23 protein-coding genes are annotated in these 24577 nt (G+C 72.2%); 7 read left to right on the top strand and 16 right to left on the bottom strand.

The window, feature by feature from the left end:
* Nucleotides 1–43: 43 nt before the first annotated feature.
* The 4 genes from nirB to IEZ07_RS13695 form a co-directional block, all read right to left on the bottom strand.
* Nucleotides 44–2491: a nitrite reductase large subunit NirB gene (gene nirB / locus IEZ07_RS13710; RefSeq protein ID WP_191895094.1), complete on the bottom strand. Its 2448-nt coding sequence runs from the start codon at nucleotides 2489–2491 to the stop codon at nucleotides 44–46.
* A gap of 29 nt (nucleotides 2492–2520) precedes the next feature.
* The gene (locus IEZ07_RS13705; RefSeq protein WP_191895093.1) at nucleotides 2521–3933 is read right to left on the bottom strand and encodes an FAD-dependent oxidoreductase; all 1413 of its coding nucleotides are present in this window, start codon (nucleotides 3931–3933) and stop codon (nucleotides 2521–2523) included.
* On the bottom strand, nucleotides 3930–6044 hold the full coding sequence (locus IEZ07_RS13700) for a molybdopterin oxidoreductase family protein (RefSeq protein ID WP_191895092.1): 2115 nt from the start codon (nucleotides 6042–6044) through the stop codon (nucleotides 3930–3932). Before IEZ07_RS13700 ends, IEZ07_RS13705 begins: the two co-directional genes overlap by 4 nt.
* A 148-nt stretch (nucleotides 6045–6192) precedes the next feature.
* Nucleotides 6193–7515 (bottom strand): MFS transporter, encoded by a 1323-nt coding sequence (locus IEZ07_RS13695; RefSeq protein ID WP_191895091.1) that lies wholly within the window; start codon nucleotides 7513–7515, stop codon nucleotides 6193–6195.
* Nucleotides 7516–7755: 240 nt separating this feature from the next.
* Here IEZ07_RS13695 and IEZ07_RS13690 point away from each other — a divergent pair, with 240 nt between their 5' ends.
* Both IEZ07_RS13690 and IEZ07_RS13685 read left to right on the top strand, forming a co-directional pair.
* Complete coding sequence (locus tag IEZ07_RS13690; protein ID WP_191895090.1) at nucleotides 7756–8235, top strand: peptide deformylase; 480 nt, start codon at nucleotides 7756–7758, stop codon at nucleotides 8233–8235.
* A 318-nt stretch (nucleotides 8236–8553) separates the two neighbouring features.
* The gene (locus IEZ07_RS13685) at nucleotides 8554–8757 is read left to right on the top strand and encodes a cold-shock protein (protein ID WP_189236257.1); all 204 of its coding nucleotides are present in this window, start codon (nucleotides 8554–8556) and stop codon (nucleotides 8755–8757) included.
* 157 nt (nucleotides 8758–8914) lie between these two features.
* On the opposite strand, the gene mshC is transcribed toward IEZ07_RS13685, so the two are convergent.
* From mshC to IEZ07_RS13660, 5 genes are all read right to left on the bottom strand, one after another.
* Nucleotides 8915–10138, bottom strand: a complete 1224-nt coding sequence (gene mshC, locus IEZ07_RS13680) for a cysteine--1-D-myo-inosityl 2-amino-2-deoxy-alpha-D-glucopyranoside ligase (protein ID WP_191895089.1) — start codon at nucleotides 10136–10138, stop codon at nucleotides 8915–8917.
* An 89-nt stretch (nucleotides 10139–10227) separates the two neighbouring features.
* Nucleotides 10228–10944, bottom strand: coding sequence for an NRDE family protein (locus IEZ07_RS13675; RefSeq protein ID WP_191895088.1), 717 nt, complete (start codon nucleotides 10942–10944; stop codon nucleotides 10228–10230).
* Between the two features lie 147 nt (nucleotides 10945–11091).
* Nucleotides 11092–11853, bottom strand: coding sequence for an SCO1664 family protein (locus IEZ07_RS13670; RefSeq protein ID WP_191895087.1), 762 nt, complete (start codon nucleotides 11851–11853; stop codon nucleotides 11092–11094).
* A complete protein-coding gene (locus tag IEZ07_RS13665) occupies nucleotides 11850–12425 on the bottom strand; it encodes a DUF3090 domain-containing protein (protein WP_068899333.1) in 576 nt (191 codons plus the stop codon). Before IEZ07_RS13665 ends, IEZ07_RS13670 begins: the two co-directional genes overlap by 4 nt.
* 9 nt (nucleotides 12426–12434) lie before the next feature.
* The gene (locus IEZ07_RS13660) at nucleotides 12435–13133 is read right to left on the bottom strand and encodes a histidine phosphatase family protein (RefSeq protein WP_191895086.1); all 699 of its coding nucleotides are present in this window, start codon (nucleotides 13131–13133) and stop codon (nucleotides 12435–12437) included.
* Between the two features lie 65 nt (nucleotides 13134–13198).
* Here IEZ07_RS13660 and IEZ07_RS13655 point away from each other — a divergent pair, with 65 nt between their 5' ends.
* Together IEZ07_RS13655 and IEZ07_RS13650 are read left to right on the top strand one after the other, a co-directional pair.
* On the top strand, nucleotides 13199–14143 hold the full coding sequence (locus IEZ07_RS13655; protein WP_191895085.1) for an aldo/keto reductase: 945 nt from the start codon (nucleotides 13199–13201) through the stop codon (nucleotides 14141–14143).
* Between the two features lie 183 nt (nucleotides 14144–14326).
* On the top strand, nucleotides 14327–15202 hold the full coding sequence (locus IEZ07_RS13650) for a hypothetical protein (RefSeq protein WP_191895084.1): 876 nt from the start codon (nucleotides 14327–14329) through the stop codon (nucleotides 15200–15202).
* 88 nt (nucleotides 15203–15290) lie between these two features.
* On the opposite strand, the gene fabI is transcribed toward IEZ07_RS13650, so the two are convergent.
* Together fabI and IEZ07_RS13640 are read right to left on the bottom strand one after the other, a co-directional pair.
* A complete protein-coding gene (gene fabI / locus IEZ07_RS13645) occupies nucleotides 15291–16055 on the bottom strand; it encodes an enoyl-ACP reductase FabI (RefSeq protein WP_068899326.1) in 765 nt (254 codons plus the stop codon).
* Between the two features lie 107 nt (nucleotides 16056–16162).
* A complete protein-coding gene (locus IEZ07_RS13640) occupies nucleotides 16163–16867 on the bottom strand; it encodes a beta-ketoacyl-ACP reductase (RefSeq protein WP_191895083.1) in 705 nt (234 codons plus the stop codon).
* Nucleotides 16868–16944: 77 nt separating this feature from the next.
* Between IEZ07_RS13640 and IEZ07_RS13635 the strand changes: the two genes are divergently transcribed.
* Nucleotides 16945–18444 (top strand): TldD/PmbA family protein, encoded by a 1500-nt coding sequence (locus IEZ07_RS13635; protein WP_191895082.1) that lies wholly within the window; start codon nucleotides 16945–16947, stop codon nucleotides 18442–18444.
* Nucleotides 18444–19835, top strand: coding sequence for a metallopeptidase TldD-related protein (locus IEZ07_RS13630; RefSeq protein ID WP_239319889.1), 1392 nt, complete (start codon nucleotides 18444–18446; stop codon nucleotides 19833–19835). The genes IEZ07_RS13635 and IEZ07_RS13630 overlap by 1 nt, the downstream gene beginning before the upstream one ends.
* Nucleotides 19836–19925: 90 nt before the next feature.
* Here IEZ07_RS13630 and IEZ07_RS13625 read toward each other — a convergent pair whose 3' ends face one another.
* Nucleotides 19926–20138, bottom strand: coding sequence for a dodecin (locus IEZ07_RS13625; RefSeq protein ID WP_068899322.1), 213 nt, complete (start codon nucleotides 20136–20138; stop codon nucleotides 19926–19928).
* Between the two features lie 110 nt (nucleotides 20139–20248).
* On the opposite strand from IEZ07_RS13625, the gene IEZ07_RS13620 reads away from it, so the two are divergent.
* On the top strand, nucleotides 20249–20524 hold the full coding sequence (locus IEZ07_RS13620; protein ID WP_231647464.1) for a DUF3099 domain-containing protein: 276 nt from the start codon (nucleotides 20249–20251) through the stop codon (nucleotides 20522–20524).
* 188 nt (nucleotides 20525–20712) lie between these two features.
* Here the strand turns inward: IEZ07_RS13620 and IEZ07_RS13615 are convergent, their stop codons facing one another.
* The 4 genes from IEZ07_RS13615 to IEZ07_RS13600 form a co-directional block, all read right to left on the bottom strand.
* Entirely contained in the window at nucleotides 20713–20970 is a 258-nt protein-coding gene (locus tag IEZ07_RS13615) for a DUF6457 domain-containing protein (RefSeq protein ID WP_068899318.1), read from the bottom strand.
* Nucleotides 20967–21548: a molybdenum cofactor guanylyltransferase gene (gene mobA, locus IEZ07_RS13610; protein ID WP_191895081.1), complete on the bottom strand. Its 582-nt coding sequence runs from the start codon at nucleotides 21546–21548 to the stop codon at nucleotides 20967–20969. The genes IEZ07_RS13615 and mobA overlap by 4 nt, the downstream gene beginning before the upstream one ends.
* Before the next feature lie 209 nt (nucleotides 21549–21757).
* Nucleotides 21758–23416, bottom strand: a complete 1659-nt coding sequence (locus IEZ07_RS13605; RefSeq protein WP_191895080.1) for a methyl-accepting chemotaxis protein — start codon at nucleotides 23414–23416, stop codon at nucleotides 21758–21760.
* Nucleotides 23417–23689: 273 nt separating this feature from the next.
* Nucleotides 23690–24553 carry an LLM class flavin-dependent oxidoreductase gene (locus IEZ07_RS13600; RefSeq protein WP_191895079.1) on the bottom strand — a complete coding sequence of 288 codons (864 nt, stop codon included), beginning with the start codon at nucleotides 24551–24553 and terminating at the stop codon, nucleotides 23690–23692.
* Between the last annotated feature and the right edge of the window lie 24 nt (nucleotides 24554–24577).

Raw genomic sequence — 24577 nt, 5'->3', positions numbered from 1 at the left:
CCTCCTTCTTCTCCGGTCGGTGTGAGGTCGAGGGTCGCGGTGGTCAGGATCGGACCGCCTCGAGCGGGATCAGGACCGGCTTGACCTGGTCCCGCTCCGGGGCGAAGGCGATCGACGGGTCCGGGGTGCCGGGCGCGTTGACGAAGGAGACGAAGCGCCGCATCCGCTCGGGGTCGTCCAGGACCGCGCGCCACTCGTCGGCGTAGCCGGCGACGTGCCGCTCCATCTGCGCGTCCAGTTCGGCGCAGATGCCCAGCGAGTCCTCCAGCACGACCTCCTTGACGTAGTCGAGGCCCTGGTTCTCCAGCCAGACCGAGGTGCGCTGGAGCCGGTCGGCGGTGCGGATGTAGAACATCAGGAAGCGGTCGATGACCCGGATCAGCTCGTCGGTGGACAGGTCCGAGGCGAACAGGTCGGCGTGCCGCGGGGTGAAGCCGCCGTTGCCGCCGACGTAGAGGTTCCAGCCCAGCTCGGTGGCGATGATGCCGAAGTCCTTGCCGCGCGCCTCGGCGCACTCGCGGGCGCAGCCGGAGACGGCCGACTTCAGCTTGTGCGGCGAGCGCAGCCCCCGGTAGCGCAGCTCCAGCGCGATGGCCAGGCCGACGGAGTCCTGCACGCCGTACCGGCACCAGGTGGAGCCGACGCAGGACTTGACCGTGCGCAGCGCCTTGCCGTACGCGTGGCCGGACTCGAAGCCGGCGTCGACCAGGCGCTTCCAGATCAGCGGGAGCTGCTCGACGCGCGCGCCGAACAGGTCGATCCGCTGCCCGCCGGTGATCTTCGTGTAGAGGCCGAAGTCGCGGGCGACCTCACCGATCACGATGAGCTTGTCGGGGGTGATCTCCCCGCCGGGGATGCGCGGCACGACCGAGTAGGTGCCGTTGCGCTGGATGTTGGCCAGGTAGCGGTCGTTGGTGTCCTGCAGCGCGGCCTGCTCGCCGTCGAGGATGTGGCCGTTGCCGAGCGAGGCGAGGATGGAGGCGACGACGGGCTTGCAGATGTCGCAGCCGCGCCCGGTGCCGTGCTCGGCGATGAGCTGGGAGAACGTCGTGATGCCGCGCACCCGGACGATGTCGAACAGCTCGGCCCGGCTGTAGGTGAAGTGCTCGCACAGGGCCTTGGAGACCTCGACGCCGGACTTCACCAGGATCTGCTTGAGCATCGGGACGCAGCTGCCGCAGGTGGTGCCGGCGCGGGTGCAGGCCTTGATCTCCGCCACGTCGGTCAGGCCCTTGTCCGCGATGGCGGAGCAGATCTGGCCGTGGGTGACGTTGTTGCAGGAGCAGACCACCGCCTCGGCGGGCAGTTCCATGTTCGCCGGGCCGCCGGTGAACAGCAGCTCGCTCGGCGAACCCGGCAGCTCGCGGCCGACGAAGGGCTTGAGCGTGTTGTACGGCGTGGCGTCGCCGACGCAGATCCCGCCGAGCAGGGTGCGGGCGTCGTCGCTGACGAACAGCTTCTGGTAGACGCCGGTGACCGGGTCCATGAAGGTCACGTCGAGCGCGCCGTCCATCGCGCCGAACTGGGCGACCTCCACGCCGAGCAGCTTGAGCTTGGTCGACATGTCCGCGGGGGTGAAGGCCGCCTCGCCGCCGAGGATGCGGTCCGCGGCGACCTCGGCCATGGTGAAGCACGGCCCGACCAGGCCGTAGACCATGCCCTGGTGCAGCGCGCACTCGCCGATCGCGTAGATCGCCGGGTCGCTGGTGCGCATGCCGTCGTCGACGGCGATGCCGCCGCGCTCGCCGACCGCCAGGCCGCAGGTGCGGGCCAGCTCGTCGCGGGGGCGCACGCCGGCCGAGAAGACCACGACCTGCGCCCCGATCGTCTCGCCGTCCGGCTTGACCAGGCCCGACACGCGCCCGGCGTCGTCGGCGGCGATCTCCTTGACCCCGGCGCCGGTGTGCACGCCCAGGCCTAGCGACTCGATGTGGCCGCGCAGCACCGCGCCGCCGCCCTCGTCGACCTGGCGGGGCATGAGCCAGCCGCCCATCTCCACGACGTGCGTCTCGAGGCCCAGCCCGCGCAGCGCGTCGGCGGCCTCCAGGCCGAGCAGCCCGCCGCCGATCACCACGCCGGCCGTGGCGCCCGCCGACGCCTCCCGGATCGCGTCCAGGTCGTCGATGGTGCGGTAGACGAAGCAGCCGTCCAGGTCCTTGCCGGGCACCGGCGGCACGAACGGGCTGGAGCCGGTGGCCAGCACCAGCACGTCGTACGGCTCGGCGTGCCCGTCGGCCGTCGTCACGGTCCGGCCGTCCCGGTCGATCGCGGTGACCGCCGAGCCGAGCCGGAGCACGACGCCGTCGGGCACCGGGTAGGTGAGGTCCTCGGCGCTCTTGCCGGCCAGGTAGGAGGTCAGCGCCACCCGGTCGTAGGCGGGCCGGGGCTCCTCCCCCAGGATCGTGATCCGCCCGCCGAAGCCGCGGTCGGTCAGCGTCTCGACCAGCCGGTAGGCCGTCGGCCCGTGTCCCACCACTACCAGCCGCGTCATCTGCGCGCCCCTTCCTTCCGCCACGTCCGTCACGCCGAGACCCCTTCCTGCTCGCACAGCCAGCCGACGATGCCCTCGACCGCGTCGCGGCAGCCGCCGCAGCCGGTCGTGGCACGCGTGGCGGCCGCCACGGCCTCCACGTCGCGGGCCCCGGACTCCCAGCAGGCCCGGATCTGGCCCTTGGTCACGTTGTTGCACTGGCACACCTTGGCCGCGTCCGGCATCCGCACCGGGCTGTCGGCCACCGGGGTCCCGCTCAGGCCGGGGAAGAGCAGCCCCGCCCGGTCGCCGGGGACCGGGGCGCCCCGGTCGAAGAGCTGGGTGAGGGTGCCCACCGCCGCCGTCTCGCCGAGCAGGATCGCCCCGACCAGCCGGCCGTCGCGGATGACGAGCTTGCGGTAGGTGCCGCGGGCCCGGTGGCTGAACCGCACCACCTCCGTCGAGCGGTCGGCGTCCTCGTCCACGTGGGTCTCGCCCATCGCCGCCAGCTCGACGCTCTTGGCCTTCAGCCGGGTCACCAGCCGCGACCCGCGGTAGCGGGCCGTCTTGTCGGCGCCGGTCACCAGGTCGGCGACGACCGCCGCCTGCTCCCAGGCGGGGGCGACGAGGCCGTAGACCATGCCCTCGTGCTCGGCGCACTCGCCGATCGCGAAGATCGACGGGTCGTCGGTGCGCATCTCGGCGTCCACCACGATCCCGCGCGCCACCTCCAGGCCCGCGTCCCTGGCCAGGGCGGTCACCGGGCGGACCCCGCAGGCGAGCACCACCAGGTCGCCGTCGACCGTCTCGCCGCCGGCCAGCCGTACGCCGTGCTCCTCGATCTCCTCCACCACGACGCCGGTCCGGATGCGCACGCCCAGCTCCGTCAGCGTCTCCTGGAGCACCAGCCCCGCCTCGGCGTCGAGCTGGCGCTCCATCAGGTGTCCCGCCAGGTGGAGCAGCGTCACCGGCAGTCCGCGGCCGGCCAGCCCGCGGGCCGCCTCGATGCCCAGCAGCCCGCCGCCGACCACCACCGCGCCGCGCGCGGTGGCGGCGGCCTCCAGGATCGCCTGGCAGTCGTCCAGCGTCCGGAAGGTGACGGCCCGCTCCGCGCCGGGCACCGGCGGCACCACGGCCTCGCTCCCGGTCGCCAGCACCAGGACGTCGTACGGTTCCCGCCCGCCGTCGGCGGTGACGACCGCCTGCGCCTCCCGGTCGATCGCCGTCACCGCGACGCCCGGCATGGCCGTCACCCCGTGGTCGGCGTACCAGGACGGGTCCAGCAGCCGCACCTGGTCCGGGAGCATGGTCCCGGCCACCACGTTCGACAGCAGCACCCGGTTGTACGGCTGCCAGTCCTCGGCGCCGAAGACGGTCACCTTCATGTCCTTGTCCCGGGCGCGGACCTCGTTCACCAGGCGGGAGCCCGCCATCCCGTTGCCCACCACCACCAGCCGGGTCATCCGACACGCTCCACTCTCACTGCGCACACTTTGAACTCCGGCATCCTCGACACCGGGTCGAGTTCGGGATTGGTCAGCACGTTGGCTCCGATCCAGTGGAACGGCATGAACACGGTGTCGGCGCGGATCGCCGGGTTGACCCTGGCCGCGCCCTCGGTCTCGCCCCGGCGGCTGACCACCCGGAGTCGCTGGCCCGGTGACACCTCCAGGCGCTCGGCCAGGTCGGGGTGGATCTCCACGAACGTCTCGGAGACGACCGCGTTGAGGGCCGCGATCCTGCGGGTCTGGGCGCCGCTCTGGTAGTGGGCCAGCACCCGGCCGGTCGTCAGGTACAGCGGGTAGTCGGCGTCGACGTCCTCCCCCGGCGGGCGGTGCTCGACCGGGACGAACCGAGCACGGCCGTCGGGGGTGGCGAAGCCGTCCAGGAAGGGCCGCGGCGTGCCGGGGTGGTCCTCGGCGGGGCAGGGCCAGAAGACACCGGTCTCGGCGGCGATCCGCTCGTAGGTGATGCCCGCGTAGTCGGCGGTCCCGCCGGCGCTCGCCCGGCGCAGCTCCTCGAAGACCTCGCGGGGGTCGGTGGGGAACCCGGCGGCGCCCCGCGATCCGTCCGCGTCCGGCCCGGCCAGCCGTACGGCCAGGCCCCGCAGGACCTCCAGGTCGCTGCGGACCCCCTCGGGCGCGGCGACCGCCCTGCGGCGGAGCAGGACCCGTCCCTCCAGGTTGGTCATCGTGCCCTCCTCCTCGGCCCACTGGGTGGTGGGGAGCACCACGTCGGCCAGGGCGGCGGTCTCCGACATGACGAGGTCGGAGACCACCAGCAGGTCCAGGCCCTTCAACCGCTCGGTGACGTGCCCTGAGCGGGGCGCGGAGACCACCGGGTTGGAGCCGAACAGCAGCAGCGCGCGGGGGCCGCCGGCCGTGCCGAGGGCGTCGAGCAGCTCGTAGGCCGAGCGGCCGGGGCCGGGGATCTCGTCCGGGTCGATGCCCCAGACGCGGGCGACGTGCGCGCGGGCGGCGGGGTCGTCGATCTTCCGGTAGCCGGGGAGCTGGTCGGCCTTCTGGCCGTGCTCGCGGCCGCCCTGCCCGTTGCCCTGGCCGGTCACGCAGCCGTAGCCGGAGCCGGGCCGGCCGGGCAGCCCCAGGGCCAGGGCCAGGTTGATGAAGGCGGTCACGGTGTCGGTGCCCTTGGCGTGCTGCTCGGCGCCGCGCCCGGTGAGGATCGCGGCGCGGGACGCGTCCGCGAGGATCTCCACGGCCAGGCGCATCTGCGCGACGGGGACCCCGGTGATCCGCTCCACCCGCTCCGGCCACCAGGCCGCCACGGAGGTGGCCACCGCCGCGAAGCCGTTCGTCCGCGCGGCCACGTAGTCCTCGTCCACGCGGCCCTCGGCGACCACGAGGTGGAGCAGGCCGAGCGCGAGCGCCAGGTCCGTGCCGGGGGTGGGCTGCAGGTGCAGGTCGGCCAGGCGGGCGGTCGCGGTGAGGCGGGGGTCGATGACGATCAGGCGGCCGCCCCGGTCCCGCATCGCGGTCAGGTGACGGACGAACGGCGGCATGGTCTCGGCCATGTTGCCGCCCGCCAGCAGCACCGCGTCGGCCGCGGCCAGGTCGGTGATCGGGAAGGGCAGCCCGCGGTCCATGCCGAAGGCCCGGTTCGACGCGGCGGCGGCCGAGGACATGCAGAACCGGCCGTTGTAGTCGATCTGGCTGGTCCGCAGCGCCACCCGGGCGAACTTGCCCAGCAGGTAGGCCTTCTCGTTGGTGAGGCCGCCCCCGCCGAACACGGCCACGCCATCGGGGCCGTGCTCTGCCTGCAGCGCGCGGATCCGGTCGGCGACGAAGTCGAGCGCCTCGTCCCATCCGACCGGCTCGCCGTGCAGGAGCGGGGTGGTGAGCCGCGCACCGCCGGTGAGGAGCTCCCCGGCGGTCCAGCCCTTCTGGCAGAGTCCCCCGGCGTTGGCCGGGATGTCCTGCCGCGGGGTGATCGCCACCGTGCCGGTCCCGGCGTCGGCGCCTGCGGCGACGTTCATGCCGCACTGCAGGGCGCAGTAGGGGCAGTGCGTCGCCACCGGCGCCTTCACAGGCGCTGCGACAGGAAGTGAGAGCGGCATGCGTCCGATGGTGCTTTCGAGCGGTTTCACCGCTGGGTCCCTCCTGTTACCGCTGTGCTACAAGCCTCTAACCGTGTTCACGTTCGCCCTCACCCGGACGTGAGACCGGCCGGGCCGGGATGAACGAGCCGGGGGTGGACGGGCGCGGTCAGACGCGGGCGGCCGCCAGGCTCGGCACCCGGCCGACGGTCCGCAGGTAGCAGGCCCAGGTGATGAACGCGCACAGCACGTAGAAGCCGGCGAAGGAGGCCAGCGCGGCGCCCGCTCCCCCGGTGGCGGCGATGGAGCTGCCGAAACCGCGGTTGATGAAGAACCCGCCGAACGCGCCGATCGCGGAGATGAGCCCGACCGCGGCCGAGGCGTCGCGCTTGCCGACGGCCAGCGCCGCCTCGTGGGCGGGCGTGCCGGCGGGGATCCCGGCCGTGGCCTTGGCCCGGAAGATCGCCGGGATCATCCGGTAGGTGGACCCGTTGCCGACGCCGGTGGTGGCGATCAGCAGCATGTAGGAGCAGAAGAACAGGGCGAAGCTCTGCTGGACGAGCCCCTGCCAGACCAGTGCCACCGCGCCGGCCATCGCGCCGAAGTTGACGAGCGTCACCCGCGAGCCGCCGATCCGGTCGGCGAGCCAGCCGCCCGCGGGGCGGATCAGCGAGCCCACCAGCGGGCCGAGGAAGGCCAGCGTGACCAGGGAGGCCTGCTCGGGGAACTGGCTGTTGATGAGGAGGGGGAAGGCGGTGGAGTAGCCGATGAAGGAGCCGAAGGTGCCGATGTAGAGGAGCGCCATGATCCAGGTCTGGGCCCGTCCGGCGATCTTCAGCTGTGCCTTCGGGTCGGCCTTGGCCGCGGTCAGGTTGTCCATGAAGAAGTAGGCGCCGGCCGCGGCGGCCAGGATGAACGGGATCCAGAACAACCCGGCGGCGGCCAGCCCGAACGCGCCGATGACCAGCGGCATGAACAGCTGCACGGAGCTGACGCCGATGTTGCCGCCCGCGGCGTTGAGGCCGAGCGCCGAGCCCTGCTTGGCCTGCGGGTAGAAGTAGGTGATGTTGGCCATGCTGGAGGCGAAGTTCCCGCCGCCCAGACCCGCGGTGGCCGCGATGGCCAGGAACACCCAGTACGGCGTGGCGGGGTCGCTGACCGCGACGGCCAGCAGCGCCGCCGGGACGAGCAGGAGCAGCGCGCTCACCACCGTGAAGTTCCGGCCCCCGAACTTCGCCGGGCCGAAGGTGTAGGGGATGCGCAGCGCCGAGCCGACCAGGTTCGGCAGGGAGACGATCCAGAAGAGCTGGTCGGTGGAGAACTCGTAGGAGCCGAGCTTGACCGCCACGATGCTCCACACCGTCCAGACGGTGAAGCCGAGGTGCTCGGCGAAGACGGAGAAGAGCAGGTTCCGCCGGGCGACCCTCTTTCCGCTCTGCTCCCAGAAACCGGGGTCGTCGGGCCGCCATTCGGTGATCCAGCGCTTCGCCATCGTTCCTCCTCCTGCTCGGTTCTTCGGGGATCCGGTCCCGGAAAATCTAGGAGTGAGGCGTTACGCACATTCACGTTGTGTGATGGTGCACCGGTTACGTGTGGCTAACCGCTGAAATGTGCAATGCACACGTCGCACGTCCGCAACATTGCGGAAACATGACCGGATTCCCTGGTTGGATTGGAAATCGGCGATGCCGGGAATCGTAGGCACATCAGCCCGTCGCCTCGGGGAGTACGCGTGACCGTCCAGCCGATCCGCATGTTCAGCGACCCTGTGCTACGGACCGTGACCGATCCGGTGACCACGTTCGACCGCGAGCTGCGCAGGCTCGTCAAGACCCTCCAGCTGACCCTGCGGGCCGGCGCGGGCCGCGCGGGCCTGGCCGCCCCCCAGATCGGCGTCCCGCTCCGGGTCCTCGTCTACGAGCTCGACGGCCGCTCCGGTCACCTCGTCAACCCGCGGCTGGAGCTGTCCGAGCGGAAGGTCACGGCCGACGAGGCCTGCCTGTCCGCACCCGGCCTGTGGTGGCCGCTGGAGCGCTCCTACATGGTGACCGCGCGGGGCCGCGACATGTTCGGCAAGCCCGTCACCGTCCGCGCCCTCGGCATGCTCGCCCGGGTGCTCCAGCACGAGACCGACCACCTCGACGGCTTGCTCTTCGCGGACCGGCTACCTGCGGAGGATCGTGAACGCTTCCTGAAAAATGTCCCATTTTGAGTGTTTCATCCCAATCATCAGGCAAAGTCCGTATACCGTTCACCCCCTCTTCGCTGCGCACGGCCCTCGATACGGCGGACGGCGCGGAAAGGGGTGCGCCTGCGGATGTTTGCCAGGCGCCCCGGCATCCGGTAACTTGAAGAAGTTGCCGTCGCAGTTTTCAGGTAGCTTGTCACCGCAAGTGTTTGAGAAGTCCGTCGACAGCGGGCGTTCCAGCTTTCTCCGGATGGTCTCCGCGGATGCATGGTAGGGTCCGCAGTGCAGCCCCGGTGCGCCGACCTGGCGTTTCGGTGAGGCTCCCAATGAGGAGAAGTAGTTTTGTCTGAAGGCACCGTTAAGTGGTTCAACGCCGAAAAGGGTTTCGGATTCATCGCTCCGGACGACGGTAGCGCCGATGTTTTCGTGCACTACTCGGCTATCAACTCCAGCGGCTACCGCAGCCTGGAGGAGAACCAGCGGGTCAGCTTCGTCACGACCCAGGGCCAGAAGGGCCCCCAGGCTGAGCAGGTTCAGCCCATCTGACGTCGGTTAGCAGCTTCACCTGAGCCCCGTACCGCACCAGCGGTACGGGGCTCAGCGCTTTCCCAGGCTTCCGCCCGCGCTCCGGACCTCCGACACGCGCGGAGGCCCGGGGGCGGCCCGACTGCGACGGGCGCCCCCGGCCGGCCTCCGGCGCGGGCTAGAGCCGGACCCCGAGCAGCGCGTCCACCGCGTCCCTGACGAGCGCGGGCGCCTGCGGGTCGGTGCCGCCCTCCGAGAGCGCCCGCTCCGCCCAGCCGTCGATGACGGCCAGCGCCCCGGGGGCGTCCAGGTCGTCGGAGATCCGGGCGCGGACGTCCGCGAGCACCGCGTCCGCCCGGGGCCCGGCCTCCAGGCCCGCGGCCGAGCGCCAGCGTGCCAGCCGTACCTCGGCGGAGGCCGACTGGTCGGCGGTCCACTCCCAGTCGTCCCGGTAGTGGTGCGCCAGCAGGGCCAGCCTGACGGCCATGGGGTCGATCTCCTGGCGGAGCCGGGAGACGAAGACGAGGTTGCCCCGGGACTTGGACATCTTCTCGCCGTCGAGGGCGACCATGCCCGCATGGACGTAGGCCCTGGCGAAGGGCCACTCCCCCGCCGCGACGTGGCCCTCGTGGGCGCCGCACTCGTGGTGCGGGAAGATCAGGTCGGAGCCGCCGCCCGCGACGTCGAATCCGGTGCCGAGGTTGGCCAGCGCGATCGCGGTGCACTCGATGTGCCAGCCGGGCCGCCCCCGGCCGAACGGGGAGGGCCAGGACGGCTCCCCCGGACGCTCGGCGCGCCACAGCAGCCAGTCGAGCGGATGCTTCTTGCCGTCCCGCCCGGGGTCGCCGCCGCGCTCGCCGAACAGGGTGAGCATCAGCTCCTCGGGGTAGCCGGAGACCGCGCCGAACTTGGGCGCCGCGGCGACGTCGAAGTAGACGTCGCCGTCGAGCTCGTAGGTGGCGCCCTTGTCGCGCAGGTTCACGATGAGCTCGGCGACCTGGTCGATCGACTCGGTGACGCCGACGTACTCCCGGGGCGGGAGGATGCGCAGCGCCTCCATGTCGGTGCGGAACAGCTCGATCTCGCGCTCGGCGAGCTCCTGCCAGTCCTGGCCGGTCTGCTCGGCGCGCTCCAGGAGCGGGTCGTCGACGTCGGTGGCGTTCTGGGTGTAGTGGACTTCGTGGCCGGCGTCCCGCCAGGCCCGGTTGACCAGGTCGAAGGCGAGGTAGGTGTTGGCATGGCCCAGATGGGTGGCGTCGTAGGGCGTGATGCCGCAGACGTACATCCGCGCGACGGGCCCCGGCTGCGTGGGGACGACCTCTCCGGCGGCGGTGTCGAACAGCCGCAGCGGAGCACCAGCACCAGGGAGCCGAGGAACCTTCGGCGCAGACCACGATCTCATGTAGTGAGCCTATCCAGGGGACGGACCGCCCCGATCACCCCGGGGCGGTGGATTCGGGGCGTCCATCACAACCACCGGGACCGGCCGGCTCATTCCGGCAGGACCCGGTGGAACGCCCGGGGGTCACCGGGGTCACCGGTGAAGTCGTAGCGGATCCCGTCGGCGGAGAAGGCGAGCAGGGTGACCGAGAGCGAGGCGAAGACCCGGCCGTCGGGGAGTTCGTGCCGGATGATCAGCGCGCGGGGATCGTCTGCCGGCAGGCCCGCCCCGGTGGCCAGGAACGCCCACTCGTCCCAGGGGCCGTCCAGCGCGGCGGGCCGCCGGGCCCCGGCGAACAGGGGGCGGAAGAACGCGACGCGCTCGTTGTCCGCGCCACGCTCCCATCCGCTGTTGACGATCATGTGGGTCCCCGCCGGGAGCTCCGTACCGTCCAGGGCGGCGCCGTCCCAGCTCCACAGGCGGGCGCCCGCGGCATCGGCCAGCACGAGGTGGAAGGGGTCGTAGCCGGCCAGCTCCAGGTCCGCGGGGCCGTCTCCGGCCGCGACCAGCAGCGGCAGCTCGCCGCGGGAGCGGCGGATCGGCTCCGGTGCGGGCACACCGTGGCCGTTGAGCAGCGCGCAGGCCCGGCCGGCTCCGGGGTCTACGGCCAGCCACGTCCCGCCGGCGAGCAGGTCCCTGCCGCCGACCAGGCCCGGCCAGTGCTCCGCCGGGGCGGCCCAGGGGCGGCCGGTGAACTCGTCCCGGACACCGATCAGGATCAGGGGGATCTCGGCGCCGGGGGCGACGCTGACGACAGCCGTGCACATGTCCGGCAGACTACGGCAGATCCGGCGGAGCCGACGGGGCGGGCCGAGGGCCGGCGGCCGGGCACGCCGGACCGCAGGCCGGAGGACCGGCGGGGCGCGCCGGGGGTCTCAGGCCGGGATCCGGGTCAGAGCTTCAGATCGGGGGCCTCAGATCGGGGGCCAGGGAATGGCGGGCCAGTCCTGTGAGGGGCGGGGGTGCAGGCCGGTGTCCAGGAGCTTGCGGACCCGCGCCCAGGTGGCCTCCACCTCGGCGAGGGTGAGGAGCTCCCGGAGGCGGCGGCCCAGGCGGCCCCGTTCCAGCTCCCGCTCCAGACGGGCCAGGACGTTCATCGCCTCCCGGGGCAGAGGTTTGCCGCGCCACTGCCAGAGCACGGTGCGGAGCTTGTCCTCGGTGGAGAAGCAGACCCCGTGGTCCACTCCGTGGACGTGCCCGTCGGCGAGCGGGAGCAGGTGCCCGCCCTTGCGGTCGGCGTTGTTGACGACGGCGTCGAACACGGCCATCCGCCGCAGGGCGGGCTGACGGCTGCGGATCAGCGCCATCAGGTCGGCCTCGGGGTCGGTGTCGACCCACAGCTGGCACATGCCGGGGCCGAAGGGCCCGTCCCGGTAGACCGTCGGGGGGACGATGCGCCAGCCGGTCGCGGCCGAGAGCTCGAACGCGGCGACCTCGCGCGCGGCCAGGGTCCCGTCCGGGAAGTCCCAGAGCGGCCGTTCACCGCGCACCGGCTTGTAGACGCAGGCGGCGGCGAGACCGCCCAGCCGGACCGAGCAGTAGAGCGTCATGTTCGTCGCCTCGACCAGCCGGCCGGCGACCTCGAGGTGACCTTCGCGGAGCAGTCGCAGAGCGGCCCCGTCGTCCAGCCCGGTCGCGGGCGGCGCACTCAGCGTGGGCTCGCTTTCGGCACTCATTCGCCTCCTCCACCGGATGCAGTCGCACTGCCTCGGTAACCGTTGAGCCGTACGCACACGTGCCCTTCCGCGTCGAGCGGCTGGGCGCACAGCGGGCAGGGCGGGCGGCCCGCGGCGACGAGGGCCATCGCGCGCCGGGTGAAGGCCCTGGCCGCGGCGGGGCTGATCCGGACCCGGAGCACGGCGGGCTCGTCGAGGAGGGACGGTTCGAACTCCTCGTCCTCCGCGACGACCTCCTGTGCCTCGATCACCACCTGGGAGGCCTCGGGGTCCCAGGCGAGGGCCATCGTGCCGACCCGGAAGTCCTCGCTGATCGGCATGTCGAGGGGGTCGTTGTCGGTCAGGGCCTCGGGGGCGACGGCCGGCACGTGGGCGGTGCCGCCGCTGCGGCGCAGCACCTCGTCGAGCAGCTCCTCGAGGCGGTCCGCGAGCGCGGCCACCTGGAACTTCTCCAACCCGACGGTGGTCAGCCGCCCCTCGCCCCGGGCCTGCAGGAAGAAGGCCCGCGAACCCGGCTGTCCCACCGCACCAGCCACGAACCTCTCAGGTGGGTCGTAGTCGAACACCGGCATAGCCCGACCTTACGTGGTCCCGGATCCGCCGCCGACTGCGGCATCGCTCCCGGTGGGATTTTCTCCCCCGTCTTCTTCCTCCGAACCCTCCCGGGGTCGCAATCCGGTCACATCTCCGCCCACGTCGTTGAGCCTGAGGACGAAGGGACGCATGGGGGTGTAGCGGATCACTGTGAGGGAGGCGGGGTCGGCCGCTATCCGCTGGAACTGGTCCAGGTGCAGGCCCATGGCGTCGGCCACGATGGACTTGATCACGTCGCCGTGGCTGCAGACGAGGTAGACGGCCCGGGGTCCCAGGCGGGCGTTCCACTCCCTGACCGCGGCCACCGCGCGGTACTGGACCGAGGGGAGGGACTCCCCCCCGGGGAAGGTCACCGCGCTCGGATGGGTCTGCACCACGGGCCAGAGCGGGTCCTTGGCGAGCTCGGCGAGCGGCCGGCCGGTCCAGTCGCCGTAGCGGCACTCGCCGAACCGCTCGTCGGTCAGCACCTGCGCGCCGCGGCCGTCGGCGATCGCCTGCGCGGTCTCCCGGCAGCGCTCCAGCGGGCTGGAGACGATGGCGTCCAGTTCCAGGGGGGCCAGCCGCAGGGCCAGGGCCTCCGCCTGGGCCCGGCCGGCGTCGCTGAGATGCACCTCCGGGGTCCACCCGGCCAGCACCGGGCCGGTGAGAGGGGTAAGGCCGTGTCTTGCCAGCAACAGCGTCGTCACGGCTCCAAGTCTTGCAGCAGTCGTTCCCTCGTTTTCACCTGTCCGGGCGGTAACCTGGCCGGATCATGGAGCAGCGCTATGTCGGCCGGAGCGGCCTGTCGGTGTCCCGTCTCGGGCTCGGGACGATGACATGGGGGCGCGACACCGGCGCCGAGGACGCCGCGGCGCAGCTCCGCGCCTTCGCCGACGCCGGGGGCACCCTGATCGACACCGCCGACGTCTACACGGGCGGGGAGGCCGAGCGGCTGCTCGGGCGGCTGATCCGCGACACGGTGCCCCGCTCGGAACTGGTGCTCTCCACCAAGGCCGTGCTGACCCCTTCGGGGCGGCGGCCGCGCGACGCCTCCAGGAGGCACCTGATCGCCGCCGTCGACGCCTCCCTCACCCGTCTGGGCGTCAACGAGGTCGACCTGTGGCAGCTGCACGCCTTCGACCCCGACGTGCCCCTGGAGGAGACCCTGGCGGCGGTGGACGCCATCGTCTCCTCGGGCCGGGCGGCCTACGCCGGGGTGTGCGACTACACCGGCTGGCAACTCGCCGCGGCCGCCGTCACCCAGCAGGCGGTTCCCGGCCGGACGCCGGTCGTCGCCGCCCAGGTCGAATACTCCCTGCTGGCCAGGGAGCCCGAGCGCGACCTGCTGCCCGCCGCCGAGCACGTCGGCGCCGGGGTGCTGGCCTGGTCCCCGCTCGGGCGCGGGGTGCTCACCGGCAAGTACCGCACGGGCATCCCCGCCGACTCCCGGGCGGCCACCCCCCACCTGGCCGAATTCGTCACGCCCTACCTCGACGAGCGGTGCCGCCGGGTCGTGGAGTCGGTGGCGACCGCCGCCGAGGGGCTGGGCGTCTCCCCCCTGTCGGTGGCCCTGTCGTGGGTCCGCGACCAGCCGGGGGTGGCCGCGGCCATCGTCGGCGCCCGCACCTGCTCCCAGCTGACCGGGGTCCTGGAGGCCGAGGACCTGACACTCCCGGTGGAGATCAGGGAGGCTCTCGACGACGTGTCGGCGGACTGAGAACCCGGATCCGCACGGGGCACCCGTATAGAACGAGAGTCTTTCTCGCATGTCACTAGTCGATACCGAATCGCAACTTTCCGTGGAAAAGCACGGCCTTCGCACAAAACTGTCATTCGCGTGGCAGACGGGGTTCAGGCAGGCGTCGGCGAGGCTTCGCCGCCGGCACACGAGGGGGGAACGATGCGATCTGCGATCTCGGCCGGCGCGCTGGCGCTGGCGCTGGGCGGCGGGATCCCCGTGGTCCCCGTGGTCGCGGCCGCATCCGGAAGCGTCGCCCGGGCGGCGGACTGCCCTCAGGGCGGCGGGCTGCTCGGCGGGGTCACGAGCGGGCTCTGCCAGACGGTGGACGGCGTCACCGACGCCGTGGACGACTTGACCGGCTCCTCCCTGACGCCGGTGACCGGAGGGCTCGACGCCACCGCGGAGAAGGCGCTGAAGCCCGTCGGCGAGCTCGCGCCGACGGAGCGGCCGAGAACCGGTCGAGGCTCCTCCTCCGACGCCCCGCCGCACGGCTCGGGCGGCCCGGGTGAGAAGAAGGACGAAGGACTGCTGCCCGAGGTCCTCAGCGACGTCTGCCTCCCGCTGGTGCGCTCCCCCGGGTGTCCGGCCTCCGCCGCGACGACCTCCGTGCCCGACCGGGCCGTACGGCCGACCGCCACGCCCTCCCCCGCCGAGAGCCGCAGGCCGGCCAGGCCGCGGAAGGAGGACCGGGAGGAGGGGATCCCGTTCCGGCCGGTCTCTCCGCGCCCACCGGAGACGCGGACGCACACCACCGAGGTGCGGGACCCGGTGCTTCCCGAGCCGTTCGCCGTCGACGCCGAGGCTCCCCGAGTGGACCCTCTCTGGCCCGGGCCCCTCACCCAGGAACTGCAGCAGCGGATGCCCGGTGAGCGGGCCGTCACCCCCACCCGCTCGTCCGACCCGCTGGGCACCGCCCTCACCGCGGCCCTGCTGGCCGCCGCGGTCCTCGCCGTCCGGCTGGTGCACGCCAGGCGGGCCGAGGAGGAGTCCATCCCGTTCGAGCCGTTCCGGATGGGACGGCACCGCGTCGCCTAGAGACCGCCCGGAGTCCTCCGGAGACCGTGCGGGGCGCCGGGCCGGCCGTACTGGGCCCCGCGGTCGTCCGGGCCCGGGAGACCGGCGGCTAGGCGCCGATCGCGTGCACCCCTCCGTCGACGTGCACGATCTCGCCGGTCGTGGCGGGGAACCAGTCCGACAGCAGCGCCAGGCACGCCTTGGCCGCGGGGACGGTGTCGGACAGGTCCCAGCCGAGCGGGGCCTTCTCCGGCCAGCTGTCCTCGAACTCCTTGAACCCCGGGATGCTCTTGGCCGCCATCGTGCGCAGCGGCCCGGCCGCCACCAGGTTCACCCGGATGCCGTGCCTGCCGAGGTCACGGGCCAGGTAGCGGGAGCAGGACTCCAACCCCGCCTTGGCGACGCCCATCCAGTCGTAGACCGGCCAGGCCTTGGTGGCGTCGAAGTCGAGGCCGACGACCGAGCTGCCCTGCTTCATCAGGGGCAGGCAGGCGACCGCCAGCGACTTGAACGAGTAGGTCGAGATGTGCACCGCGGTCGCGACGTCCTCCCACGGGGTGTTCAGGAAGTTGCCGCCGAGGCAGCTCTGCGGGGCGAAGCCGATGGAGTGCACCACGCCGTCGAGCCCGCCCACGTGCTCGCCCACCCGCTCGGCCAGCGAGTCGAGGTGCTCGGTGTTCTGCACGTCCAGCTCGATCACCGGCGGCGGCTCGGGGAGCCGCCGGGCGATGCGCTCGACCAGGCTGAGCCGGCCGAAGCCGGTCAGCACGACGGTGGCGCCCTCCTCCTGGGCCAGCCTGGCCACGGAGAAGGCGATCGAGGCGTCGGTCAGGACGCCGGTGACCAGGATCCGCTTGCCGTCGAGGATTCCCATGAATACCGTCCTTTGTGAAGTGCTCCCGCGGACGAGTCCGAGGGCTCGCGCCCGGGTGCCCGGCGCGTCCGGCCGTTCCGGCTCTTGCGGTGGTTGCGGAGAGGGGCTCAGTGCCCCATGCCCAGGCCGCCGTCGACGGGGATCACGGCCCCGGTGATGTAGGCGGCGTCCTCGCCCGCCAGGAAGGCGACGACCTTGGCGATCTCCTCGGGCCGGGCCTGCCGTCCCAGCGGGATGTTCTTGCGGATCTGCTCCTGGTAGGACTCGTCCAGCGCGGCCGTCATGTCGGTCTCCACGAAACCCGGGGCGACGACGTTCACGGTGATGCCGCGCGAGCCCAGCTCGCGGGCGGCCGACCGGGCGAAGCCGATCATGCCGGCCTTGGAGGCGGCGTAGTTGGTCTGCCCGGCCGAGCCGAGCATCGCCACGACCGAGGAGATGAGCACGATCCGGCCGCGCTTGAGCCGCAGCATCCCGCGGGTGGCCCGCTTGGCCACGCGGTAGGCGCCGGTCAGATTGGCGTCGATGACGTCGGTGAAGGTCTCCTCCTTCATCATCGGCAGGAGCGTGTCCCTGGTGATGCCCGCGTTGGCGACGAGCACCTCGACCGGGCCCTGCTCGGCCTCGACCTTCCCGAACGCCGCTTCGACATCGGCCATGCTGGTCACATCGCACTGCACGCCGAACAGCCCCTCGGGGGGCTCTCCGGAGCGGTAGGTGACGGCGACGGCGTCGCCGGCCCTGGCGAGTTCGCGGGCGATCGCGAGGCCGATGCCGCGATTGCCGCCGGTTACGAGAACAGATCGAGCCATGAAGCCGACGGTATCCGTTACTTGCCAGTAGACCGGTTATCCGTGAGGGACAAGATCACAGGTCTAGGATCGTGGACATGCGCCAGATCGATTCCGACTTCCTCGCCCTGCCCATGAGGCGGATGGCGGACGCGGCCCTGCAACGCGCCCGTGACCTCGGTGCCGAGCATGCCGACTTCCGGCTCGAACGCGTCCGCGCGGAGACCCTGCGCCTGTCGGACGCCCGGCTGGAGGGCTCCATCGACGCCGACGACCTCGGCTACGCCGTACGGGTCGTCAAGAACGGCACCTGGGGCTTCGCCTCCGGCATCGAGCTCACGCCCGAGGCCGCGGCCGCCGTGGCCGAGCAGGCCGTCGAGGTGGCCGTCGTCTCCGCCGCGGTCAACCGCGAGCCCATCGAGCTGGCCCCCGAGCCGGTCCACGCGGACGTCACCTGGGTGTCGGCCTACGACGTCGACCCGTTCGACGTCCCGCTGCGCGACAAGGTGGAGCTGCTGGCCGACTGGTCGGGCGGCCTGCTGAAGGACCCGCGCGTGGACCACGTCCAGGCCTCGCTGATGCAGGTCAAGGAGCAGAAGTTCTACGCCGACACGGCGGGCACCCGCACCACCCAGCAGCGGGTGCGCGTGCACCCGGTGCTGGACGCCATGAAGGTCGGCGAGGGCCGCTTCGAGGAGATGCGCACCCTGGCCCCGCCCGTCGGCCGCGGCTACGAGTACCTCACCGGCACCGGCTGGGACTTCCCCGCCGAGCTCGCCGCCCTCCCCGAGCTGCTGGAGGAGAAGCTCAGGGCCCCCTCCGTCGAGGCCGGCGTCTACGACCTGGTCATCGACCCGTCCAACCTGTGGCTGACCATCCACGAGTCGATCGGGCACGCCACCGAGCTGGACCGCGCACTCGGCTACGAGGCGGCCTACGCCGGGACCAGCTTCGCCACCTTCGACCAGCTCGGCAGCCTGGTGTACGGCTCGCCGGCGATGAACGTGACCGGTGACCGCACGGCCGTGCACGGCCTGTCCACCATCGGCTACGACGACGAGGGCGTGGCCACCAGGGAGTTCGACATCGTCTCCGGCGGCGTCCTGGTGGGCTACCAGCTCGACCGGCGGATGGCGCGGATGAAGGACCTGGGCGTCTCCAACGGCTGCGCCTTCGCCGACTCCCCCGGGCACATGCCGATCCAGCGCATGGCCAACGTCTCGCTGCGGCCCGCGCCCGGCGGCCCCTCCACCGACGAGCTCATCGCGGGCGTCGAGCGGGGCGTCTACGTCGTCGGCGACAAGAGCTGGTCGATCGACATGCAGCGCTACAACTTCCAGTTCACCGGGCAGCGGTTCTACCGCATCGAGAACGGCCGGCTGGCCGGTCAGCTCCGCGACGTCGCCTACCAGGCCACGACGACCGACTTCTGGCGCTCGATGGAGGCCGTCGGCGGCGAGCAGACCTACGTGCTGGGCGGCGCGTTCAACTGCGGCAAGGGCCAGCCCGGCCAGGTCGCGCCGGTCAGCCACGGCTGCCCCTCGGCGCTCTTCCGGGGCGTGCGCGTCCTCAACACCGTGCAGGAAGGCGGCAAGTGATGACCTCTCAGCCGAGCCCCCGGATGAGCCCGCAGGAGATGGTCGAGCGGGCCCTGGAGCTGTCGACGGCCGACGACACCGTCGTCATCGCCGACTCCGGCTCCAGCGCCAACCTGCGGTTCGCGGGCAACACCCTCACCACCAACGGCGTCTCCCGCTCCGCCCAGCTGACCGTGATCTCGATCGCCGGGCAGGGTGTGGGCGTGGTGTCCCGGGCGGCGGTCCGGCCCGAGGAGCTGGCCGACGTCGTCGCCGCGGCCGACCGCGCCGCGGAGGACGCGCGCCCCTCCGAGGACGCCCGGCCGCTGGTCGGGGGCGCCGTCTCCGCCGACTGGGACGCCCCCGCCGAACCCACCGCGATCGGCGTGTTCGGCGCCTTCGCCCCCGCGCTGGGCGAGGCCTTCGCCGCCGCCGAGGCGGGCGGGCGCAGGTTGTACGGCTTCGCCGAGCACAGCGTCACCACGACGTTCGTGGGCACCTCCACCGGCGCCCGCCTCCGGCACGTCCAGCCCACCGGGCGCCTGGAGCTCAACGCCAAGTCCCCGGACATGAAGCGCTCGGCCTGGACCGGCGTGGCCACCCGCGACTTCTCCGACGTGGACGTGGCGGCGCTGGACGCGTCGCTGGCCCGGCGGCTGGAGTGGGCCAAGAACCGGATCGACCTGCCCGCGGGCCGGTACGAGACGCTGCTCCCGCCGGGAGCCGTCGCCGACCTGATGATCTACCTGTACTGGACGGCCGGAGCCCGCGACGCCTTCGAGGGCCGCACGGTCTTCTCCAGGCCCGGCGGCGGCACCCGCGTCGGAGAGACCCTCGCCTCCCTCCCGGTACGGCTGCGCAGCGACCCGGCCGCGGCGGGCCTGGAGTCCGCCCCGTTCGTGGTCGCGCACGCATCCAGCCGGCAGAGCTCGGTGTTCGACAACGGCCTGCCGCTGGCGCCGACCGACTGGATCGCCGACGGCGCGCTGGCGAACCTGATCCAGACGCAGCACTCGGCCGAGCTGACGAACCTGCCCGCCACCCCCGCGATCGACAACCTGATCATGGAGGGACCGGCGGGAGGCAGGTCGCTGGAGGAGATGATCGCCTCGACCGAGCGGGGCCTGCTGCTCACCTGCCTGTGGTACATCCGCGAGGTGGACCCGCAGACCCTGCTGCTCACCGGGCTGACCCGCGACGGCGTCTACCTCGTGGAGAACGGCGAGGTGGTGGGCGAGGTCAACAACTTCCGCTTCAACGAGAGCCCGGTGGACCTCCTCGGCCGCGTCACCGAGATCGGGGCGAGCGAGCAGACGCTGCCGCGCGAGTGGAACGACTACTTCACCCGCACGGTGATGCCCCCGGTCCGGGTGCCGGACTTCAACATGTCGACGGTCAGCCAGGCGAGCTGATCCGGCACGGCGGACCGGCGCCGGGCGAGCGCGCAGGCCCGCCCGGCGCCGGTCCGCCGCGGTGCGGGCCGGGGGCGGGTCTCCTGTCGGTCAGCCGTCCTCCAGGCGGAAGCCCACTTTCATGCCGACCTGGAAGTGGGCGATCTCCCCGTCGACGATGTGCCCGCGGACCTCGGTCACCTCGAACCAGTCGAGGTGCCGCAGGGTCTGTGCGGCGCGGCGGACGCCGTTGCGGACCGCCGCCTCGATGCTCTCCCCCGACGTGCCGACTATCTCGGTCACCCGGTACGTTCGATCCGTCATGCCCCCGTCCTACCCGGAAGTCATGATCACATGACCGTTCGCATCCGATCGATCCGAGGTCTACGTTGGAAGACGTGAGGGGATGGCGCAGGCGCGAGACGGTTCATCAGGTGACCGACGCCCGGCCCTCGCTGAGCGAGGACATCGGGCGGCGTGAGCGAAACTACCTGATCAAGATGGGGATCCGGCTGGTCTGCCTGGTCCTCGCCTTCACCGTGCCCGCGCCCATGGCGATCAAGATCCTGCTCTTCGCCGGAGCGATCTTCCTGCCGTACATCGCCGTGGTGGGGGCCAACGCCCCCCGGGGCGGGGCGCCCGCCGACCCGGGCTTTACCGACCCGGGACAGAACGAGATCCCGAGGCACCGACGCGAGATCGGGTCGTGACGAAGTCTTGACGCATCCTCCGGGTTGGAGGTGTACGCTTTAACCAAGTGCCCTGGTCCCCCGTCGGGGCACTGGTGCCGGCGTTCCGGGCCCCCGTCGGAACGCCGATGAAGCGACGCCGGGTGGTTTGCCCCCGTAACCACCCGGCGTCGCCCTTTTCCCGGATCCCTTGCGTCGCGCCGGGTTCCCTACGCGTCGCCCAGCGTCTCCGTGGTCGCCCGCTCCCAGTTGCGGGCCAGTTCCGTCACCCGCTCCACCGCGTCGGCCGGCGCCGTTCCCGCTCCCTGGGCCAGGCCCAGCACGTAGGCCGTCAGCGGTGCGGCCGGGCGGGCCACGCCGTGGGCCACGTCCTTGGTGAGGTCGAGCAGCGCGTCCCGGTCCACCTGCGCGGGGTCGACGCCGAGTTCCCTGCAGACCAGGGCGGTCCACTCCTCCAGCACGTTCACGTCCTGCTCCTCACATGCGTCAGATCGTCCAGCGTGTCGCAATCGAACCACGGTTCCCCGGGCAGGTGGAGCCTGACCGGGTCCAGCGGGGCCAGCAGCCCCCGGAGGGACCGTCCCCCGTAGGCGGAGAGCGCCCCGGCGAGCACCGCCGTACGCCAGGCCCCCACCAGCCACTGCTCACGGCCGTCGTCGTCGACGAGCAGGGCGCCCGCGCCCGGCGTGCCCTTCTCGTACCCCTCCTCTCCGCCGCCCACTGCGTCGAGGAGCGCCTCGACGTGCCGGGCGCGCAGGAACGGCAGGTCGGCGGCGAGCAGGACCGTGCGGGGGGCGGTCACCTCCGCCAGCCCGGCCCGCAGCGCCGGGACCGGTCCGCCGCCCGGCGGGTCCTCGGTACGGAAGACCGCCCGGCCGAGTCCCGGCCGGGCGGGCCCCACCACGACGAGGCGGCCCGCGCCGGGCACGGCGGCGGCCACGCGCTCGATGAGCGGCACACCGCCCACCTCCAGGCCGGGTTTGTCCCGCCCGCCGAGCCGGGAGGCCCGTCCTCCGGCGAGGATCAGCGCGTCGTAACCGCTCATGGAAATGAGGCTAGCTCACGTCGGCGTGGTGCCCGGATCCGGACGCCGTCTCCAGCGGCCAGCCCGGGGGCGTGACCCACCCGCCTGATCGGCCGACTCCGCAGGGCTGCCCGGTCGAAGCGACCGTCGTGACGCCGCCTGTCCGATCGGGGGCGTCACGACGGTCGCTTCACCAGGGTCGGCTCCTGAGCCGGTGATCACACGGTCCCTCAGTAGCGGAAGCCGGAGACCAGCTGGTGCAGCCGGGTCGACAGCTCGGCCAGGTCGGCCGCGGCGCGCCGGCTCTCGCCCACCCCCTCCGCGGTCACGTGGGCGGCGTCGGCCAGCACCGAGATGTTGGCCGCGATGTCCGCGCTGCCCTGGGCGGCCTCGGCCACGCTGCGGTTCATCTCGTTGGTGGTCGCGCTCTGCTCCTCCACCGCGCCGGCGATGGTCAGCTGGTAGTCGTTGATCTTCCCGATGATCGTGGAGATCTCCGCGATGGCCGCCACCGCGCTCTCCGTGTCGGCCTGGATCGCCTCGACCCGCTTGGAGATGTCCTCGGTCGCCTTGGCCGTCTCCTGCGCCAGGTCCTTGACCTCACCGGCCACCACCGCGAAGCCCTTGCCCGCGTCCCCCGCGCGCGCCGCCTCGATCGTGGCGTTCAGCGCCAGCAGGTTCGTCTGCTCCGCGATGCTCGTGATGGTCTTGATGACCGAGCCGATCTCCGCCGACGAGGCGCCGAGCTTGGCGACGGTCTCGTTGGTGGAGGTGGCCATGGTCACCGCCTGGGAGGCGACGGTGGCGCCCTCGTTGGCGTTGTGCGCGATCTCCCGGATGGAGGCGCCCATCTCCTCCGAGCCCGCGGCCACGGTCTGCACGCTCTGCGAGACCTCGCCCGCGGCCGAGGCGACGTTGTGGGCCTGGGTGGAGGCCTCGTCGGCCGAGGCGGCGATCCGGTCGCTGACGCCCGACAGCTCACCGGAGCTGGCCGCCAGCCTGTCGGCGCTGCTCGCCAGTTCCGCGATGGCCTGCCGGGTGGAGGCGTTGGCCCGGTTGACCGCTGCCGCCATCTCACCGATCTCGTCTCGGGAGGTCACCTCGGCACTCTGCGTCAGGTCACCCCGGGCCGAGGCCTCCAATGCCCGGGAGAGCGCGTCCACCGACCGCGCCATCTGGCGGGAGAAGACCCGCGCCAGCACAACGGCGAACAGCAGGCCCGCGCCGAGCAGCACGAAGATCAGGGTACGGGCGCTGTCGTATCGGCCGGACGCCGCGGCGGTGACCGTCTCGGTGGCCGTCTGCTCGTAGTCGACCAGCCGCTTGAGCGTCTCCTTGAACGCGGTGGTCACCTCGCCGAACTCGGCGAGCATCTTCTCGAGGTCGGCGGGGGCGGCGGCCGCCATCGCCGTGTTCGACTCGGTCATGGAGGCATCCCGCAGAGACCGATACCGCTTCCATGCCTCGTCGAAGTCCGCCACGGCCTTCTCCCAGGCGGGATCCGGTACCGCGGCGGCCCGGTAGGCCTCGAACTCGCGGGTCACCGCCGCGGTGTAGTCCTGGATGTTCTTCTTGGCACCGGCCTTGATCTGCGGATCGGGGATGGTGCTGTAGCCCAGGGTGGCGTCCATCATGTCCGTCATGTGGCCGCGCATGTTGCCGAGATGGACGAGACGCTCGACGTTGCCGTCCTTGACGGTGTTCAGGTCGTCGTTCAGCCCGCTCATGCGGGTGAGCGCCACCGTGCCGACGCCTGCGCCCATCCCGGCCATGAGCAGCACGACGATGAGGATCTTGGTACTGATGCGGCGGTCGGCGAACCAGCCGAGCACCCGGCTGCGGCGCACGGTCACCGCAGGACGCGCGATACCGGCAGATGACTCGGTCACGATCAGATCCTTTCCAGAGCGACCGGTGGCCGCGAGAGCTAGGCAGCCCGTGAGACTGCGTCTGTCCATCGGCACCCGAGGCCGGTACATGAGCCGATGGACGGCTCGCTCCGCCTGGATCGGCTGAGCCGTGGACGGGCGCCCGCGACGATCCCGGGCGGGACGGCACATCGCCGCCATCGGGAATCCGGTCGTCTTCAGCCCGGGACCACCGGTTTTCCCGATCGCGTCTGGAGCACCTCGGCCGGGTGAGGACGTGCGCTCAGTGCCCGTTCACGACCGGGTGCACTCGGCGGCGGCCTGTTCCAACACCGCCAGCCGGGCACGGGACCGGTCCCCGCGGGGCCACAGGACCGCCAGCGTCGTGACGCCGAGTTGCGCGTATCGACCCAGGCAGTCGCGGAACGCCTCGATCGAGTCCAGCGGGCGCTCACCGCCGTATCCCAGCACCGCCAGACGGGGCAGCGTGCCGGGGTCACGTCCCTGCTCCGCGCAGATCTCGTCCAGCAGGGTGATCTGCCGCCGCACCTCGGCATGGGGCGTGCCGGCGTAGACGGCCGGATTCTGGCCGACGTCCTGGGTGATCCACAAATCGGCGAAGCGCACGGCCAGTTCCATGCCGCGTTCGGCGGTGGCGGCGATCGCCAGCGGCGGCGTGCGGGGCTCGCCGCCGCCGAGGGCGACCTGGCGAGCGGTGAAGTAACGGCCGCTGAAGTCGGTGTCGGCCCGGGTCAGCAGCAGGTCGACGAGCTGGACCCATTCGGCGAACCTCGCCGTGCGGTCGGCGCGGCTGAGCGGACCGCCCCCCAGGGCGTCGGAGTCTCCTCCTGGCCCTCCGGCGCCGATGCCCATCACGAACCGGCCCTCGCAGAGGGCGTGGAGGCTCAGCGCGGTCTTGGCGGAGGTGACGGGATGACGGAAGTTCGGGGCGGTCACCATGGTGCCCACGCCGATGCGCGAGGTGGCCGCCGCGACGGCGGCGAGCGTGGTGTAGGCCTCATGCCATACCGGGCGGCCGTTCAGATTCAGGTGGTCGTACAACCAGCCCCGGCCGAGGCCGAACTCCTCCGCTCTGAGCCATTCCTGCCGCATCGCCGGCCATGGCGAGTCCGGCCACATGATCACATCAAGGTTCACGACGATCACCGTTCTCATCTGGCG

Source organism: Planomonospora parontospora, from assembly GCA_014647935.1.
Taxonomy (GTDB): Bacteria; Actinomycetota; Actinomycetes; order Streptosporangiales; family Streptosporangiaceae; genus Planomonospora; species Planomonospora parontospora.
Note: the sequence above shows the minus strand (reverse complement) of the source record. Positions and strands in the feature narration are given on the sequence as shown.

Coding starts and splice junctions, on each gene's coding strand:
- nirB (WP_191895094.1), bottom strand. CDS start 2,491: ATGACGCGGCTGGTAGTGGTGGGACACGGGCCGACGGCCTACCGGCTG.
- IEZ07_RS13705 (WP_191895093.1), bottom strand. CDS start 3,933: ATGACCCGGCTGGTGGTGGTGGGCAACGGGATGGCGGGCTCCCGCCTG.
- IEZ07_RS13700 (WP_191895092.1), bottom strand. CDS start 6,044: ATGCCGCTCTCACTTCCTGTCGCAGCGCCTGTGAAGGCGCCGGTGGCG.
- IEZ07_RS13695 (WP_191895091.1), bottom strand. CDS start 7,515: ATGGCGAAGCGCTGGATCACCGAATGGCGGCCCGACGACCCCGGTTTC.
- mshC (WP_191895089.1), bottom strand. CDS start 10,138: ATGAGATCGTGGTCTGCGCCGAAGGTTCCTCGGCTCCCTGGTGCTGGT.
- IEZ07_RS13675 (WP_191895088.1), bottom strand. CDS start 10,944: ATGTGCACGGCTGTCGTCAGCGTCGCCCCCGGCGCCGAGATCCCCCTG.
- IEZ07_RS13670 (WP_191895087.1), bottom strand. CDS start 11,853: ATGAGTGCCGAAAGCGAGCCCACGCTGAGTGCGCCGCCCGCGACCGGG.
- IEZ07_RS13665 (WP_068899333.1), bottom strand. CDS start 12,425: ATGCCGGTGTTCGACTACGACCCACCTGAGAGGTTCGTGGCTGGTGCG.
- IEZ07_RS13655 (WP_191895085.1), top strand. CDS start 13,199: ATGGAGCAGCGCTATGTCGGCCGGAGCGGCCTGTCGGTGTCCCGTCTC.
- IEZ07_RS13650 (WP_191895084.1), top strand. CDS start 14,327: ATGCGATCTGCGATCTCGGCCGGCGCGCTGGCGCTGGCGCTGGGCGGC.
- fabI (WP_068899326.1), bottom strand. CDS start 16,055: ATGGGAATCCTCGACGGCAAGCGGATCCTGGTCACCGGCGTCCTGACC.
- IEZ07_RS13640 (WP_191895083.1), bottom strand. CDS start 16,867: ATGGCTCGATCTGTTCTCGTAACCGGCGGCAATCGCGGCATCGGCCTC.
- IEZ07_RS13635 (WP_191895082.1), top strand. CDS start 16,945: ATGCGCCAGATCGATTCCGACTTCCTCGCCCTGCCCATGAGGCGGATG.
- IEZ07_RS13630 (WP_239319889.1), top strand. CDS start 18,444: ATGACCTCTCAGCCGAGCCCCCGGATGAGCCCGCAGGAGATGGTCGAG.
- IEZ07_RS13625 (WP_068899322.1), bottom strand. CDS start 20,138: ATGACGGATCGAACGTACCGGGTGACCGAGATAGTCGGCACGTCGGGG.
- mobA (WP_191895081.1), bottom strand. CDS start 21,548: ATGAGCGGTTACGACGCGCTGATCCTCGCCGGAGGACGGGCCTCCCGG.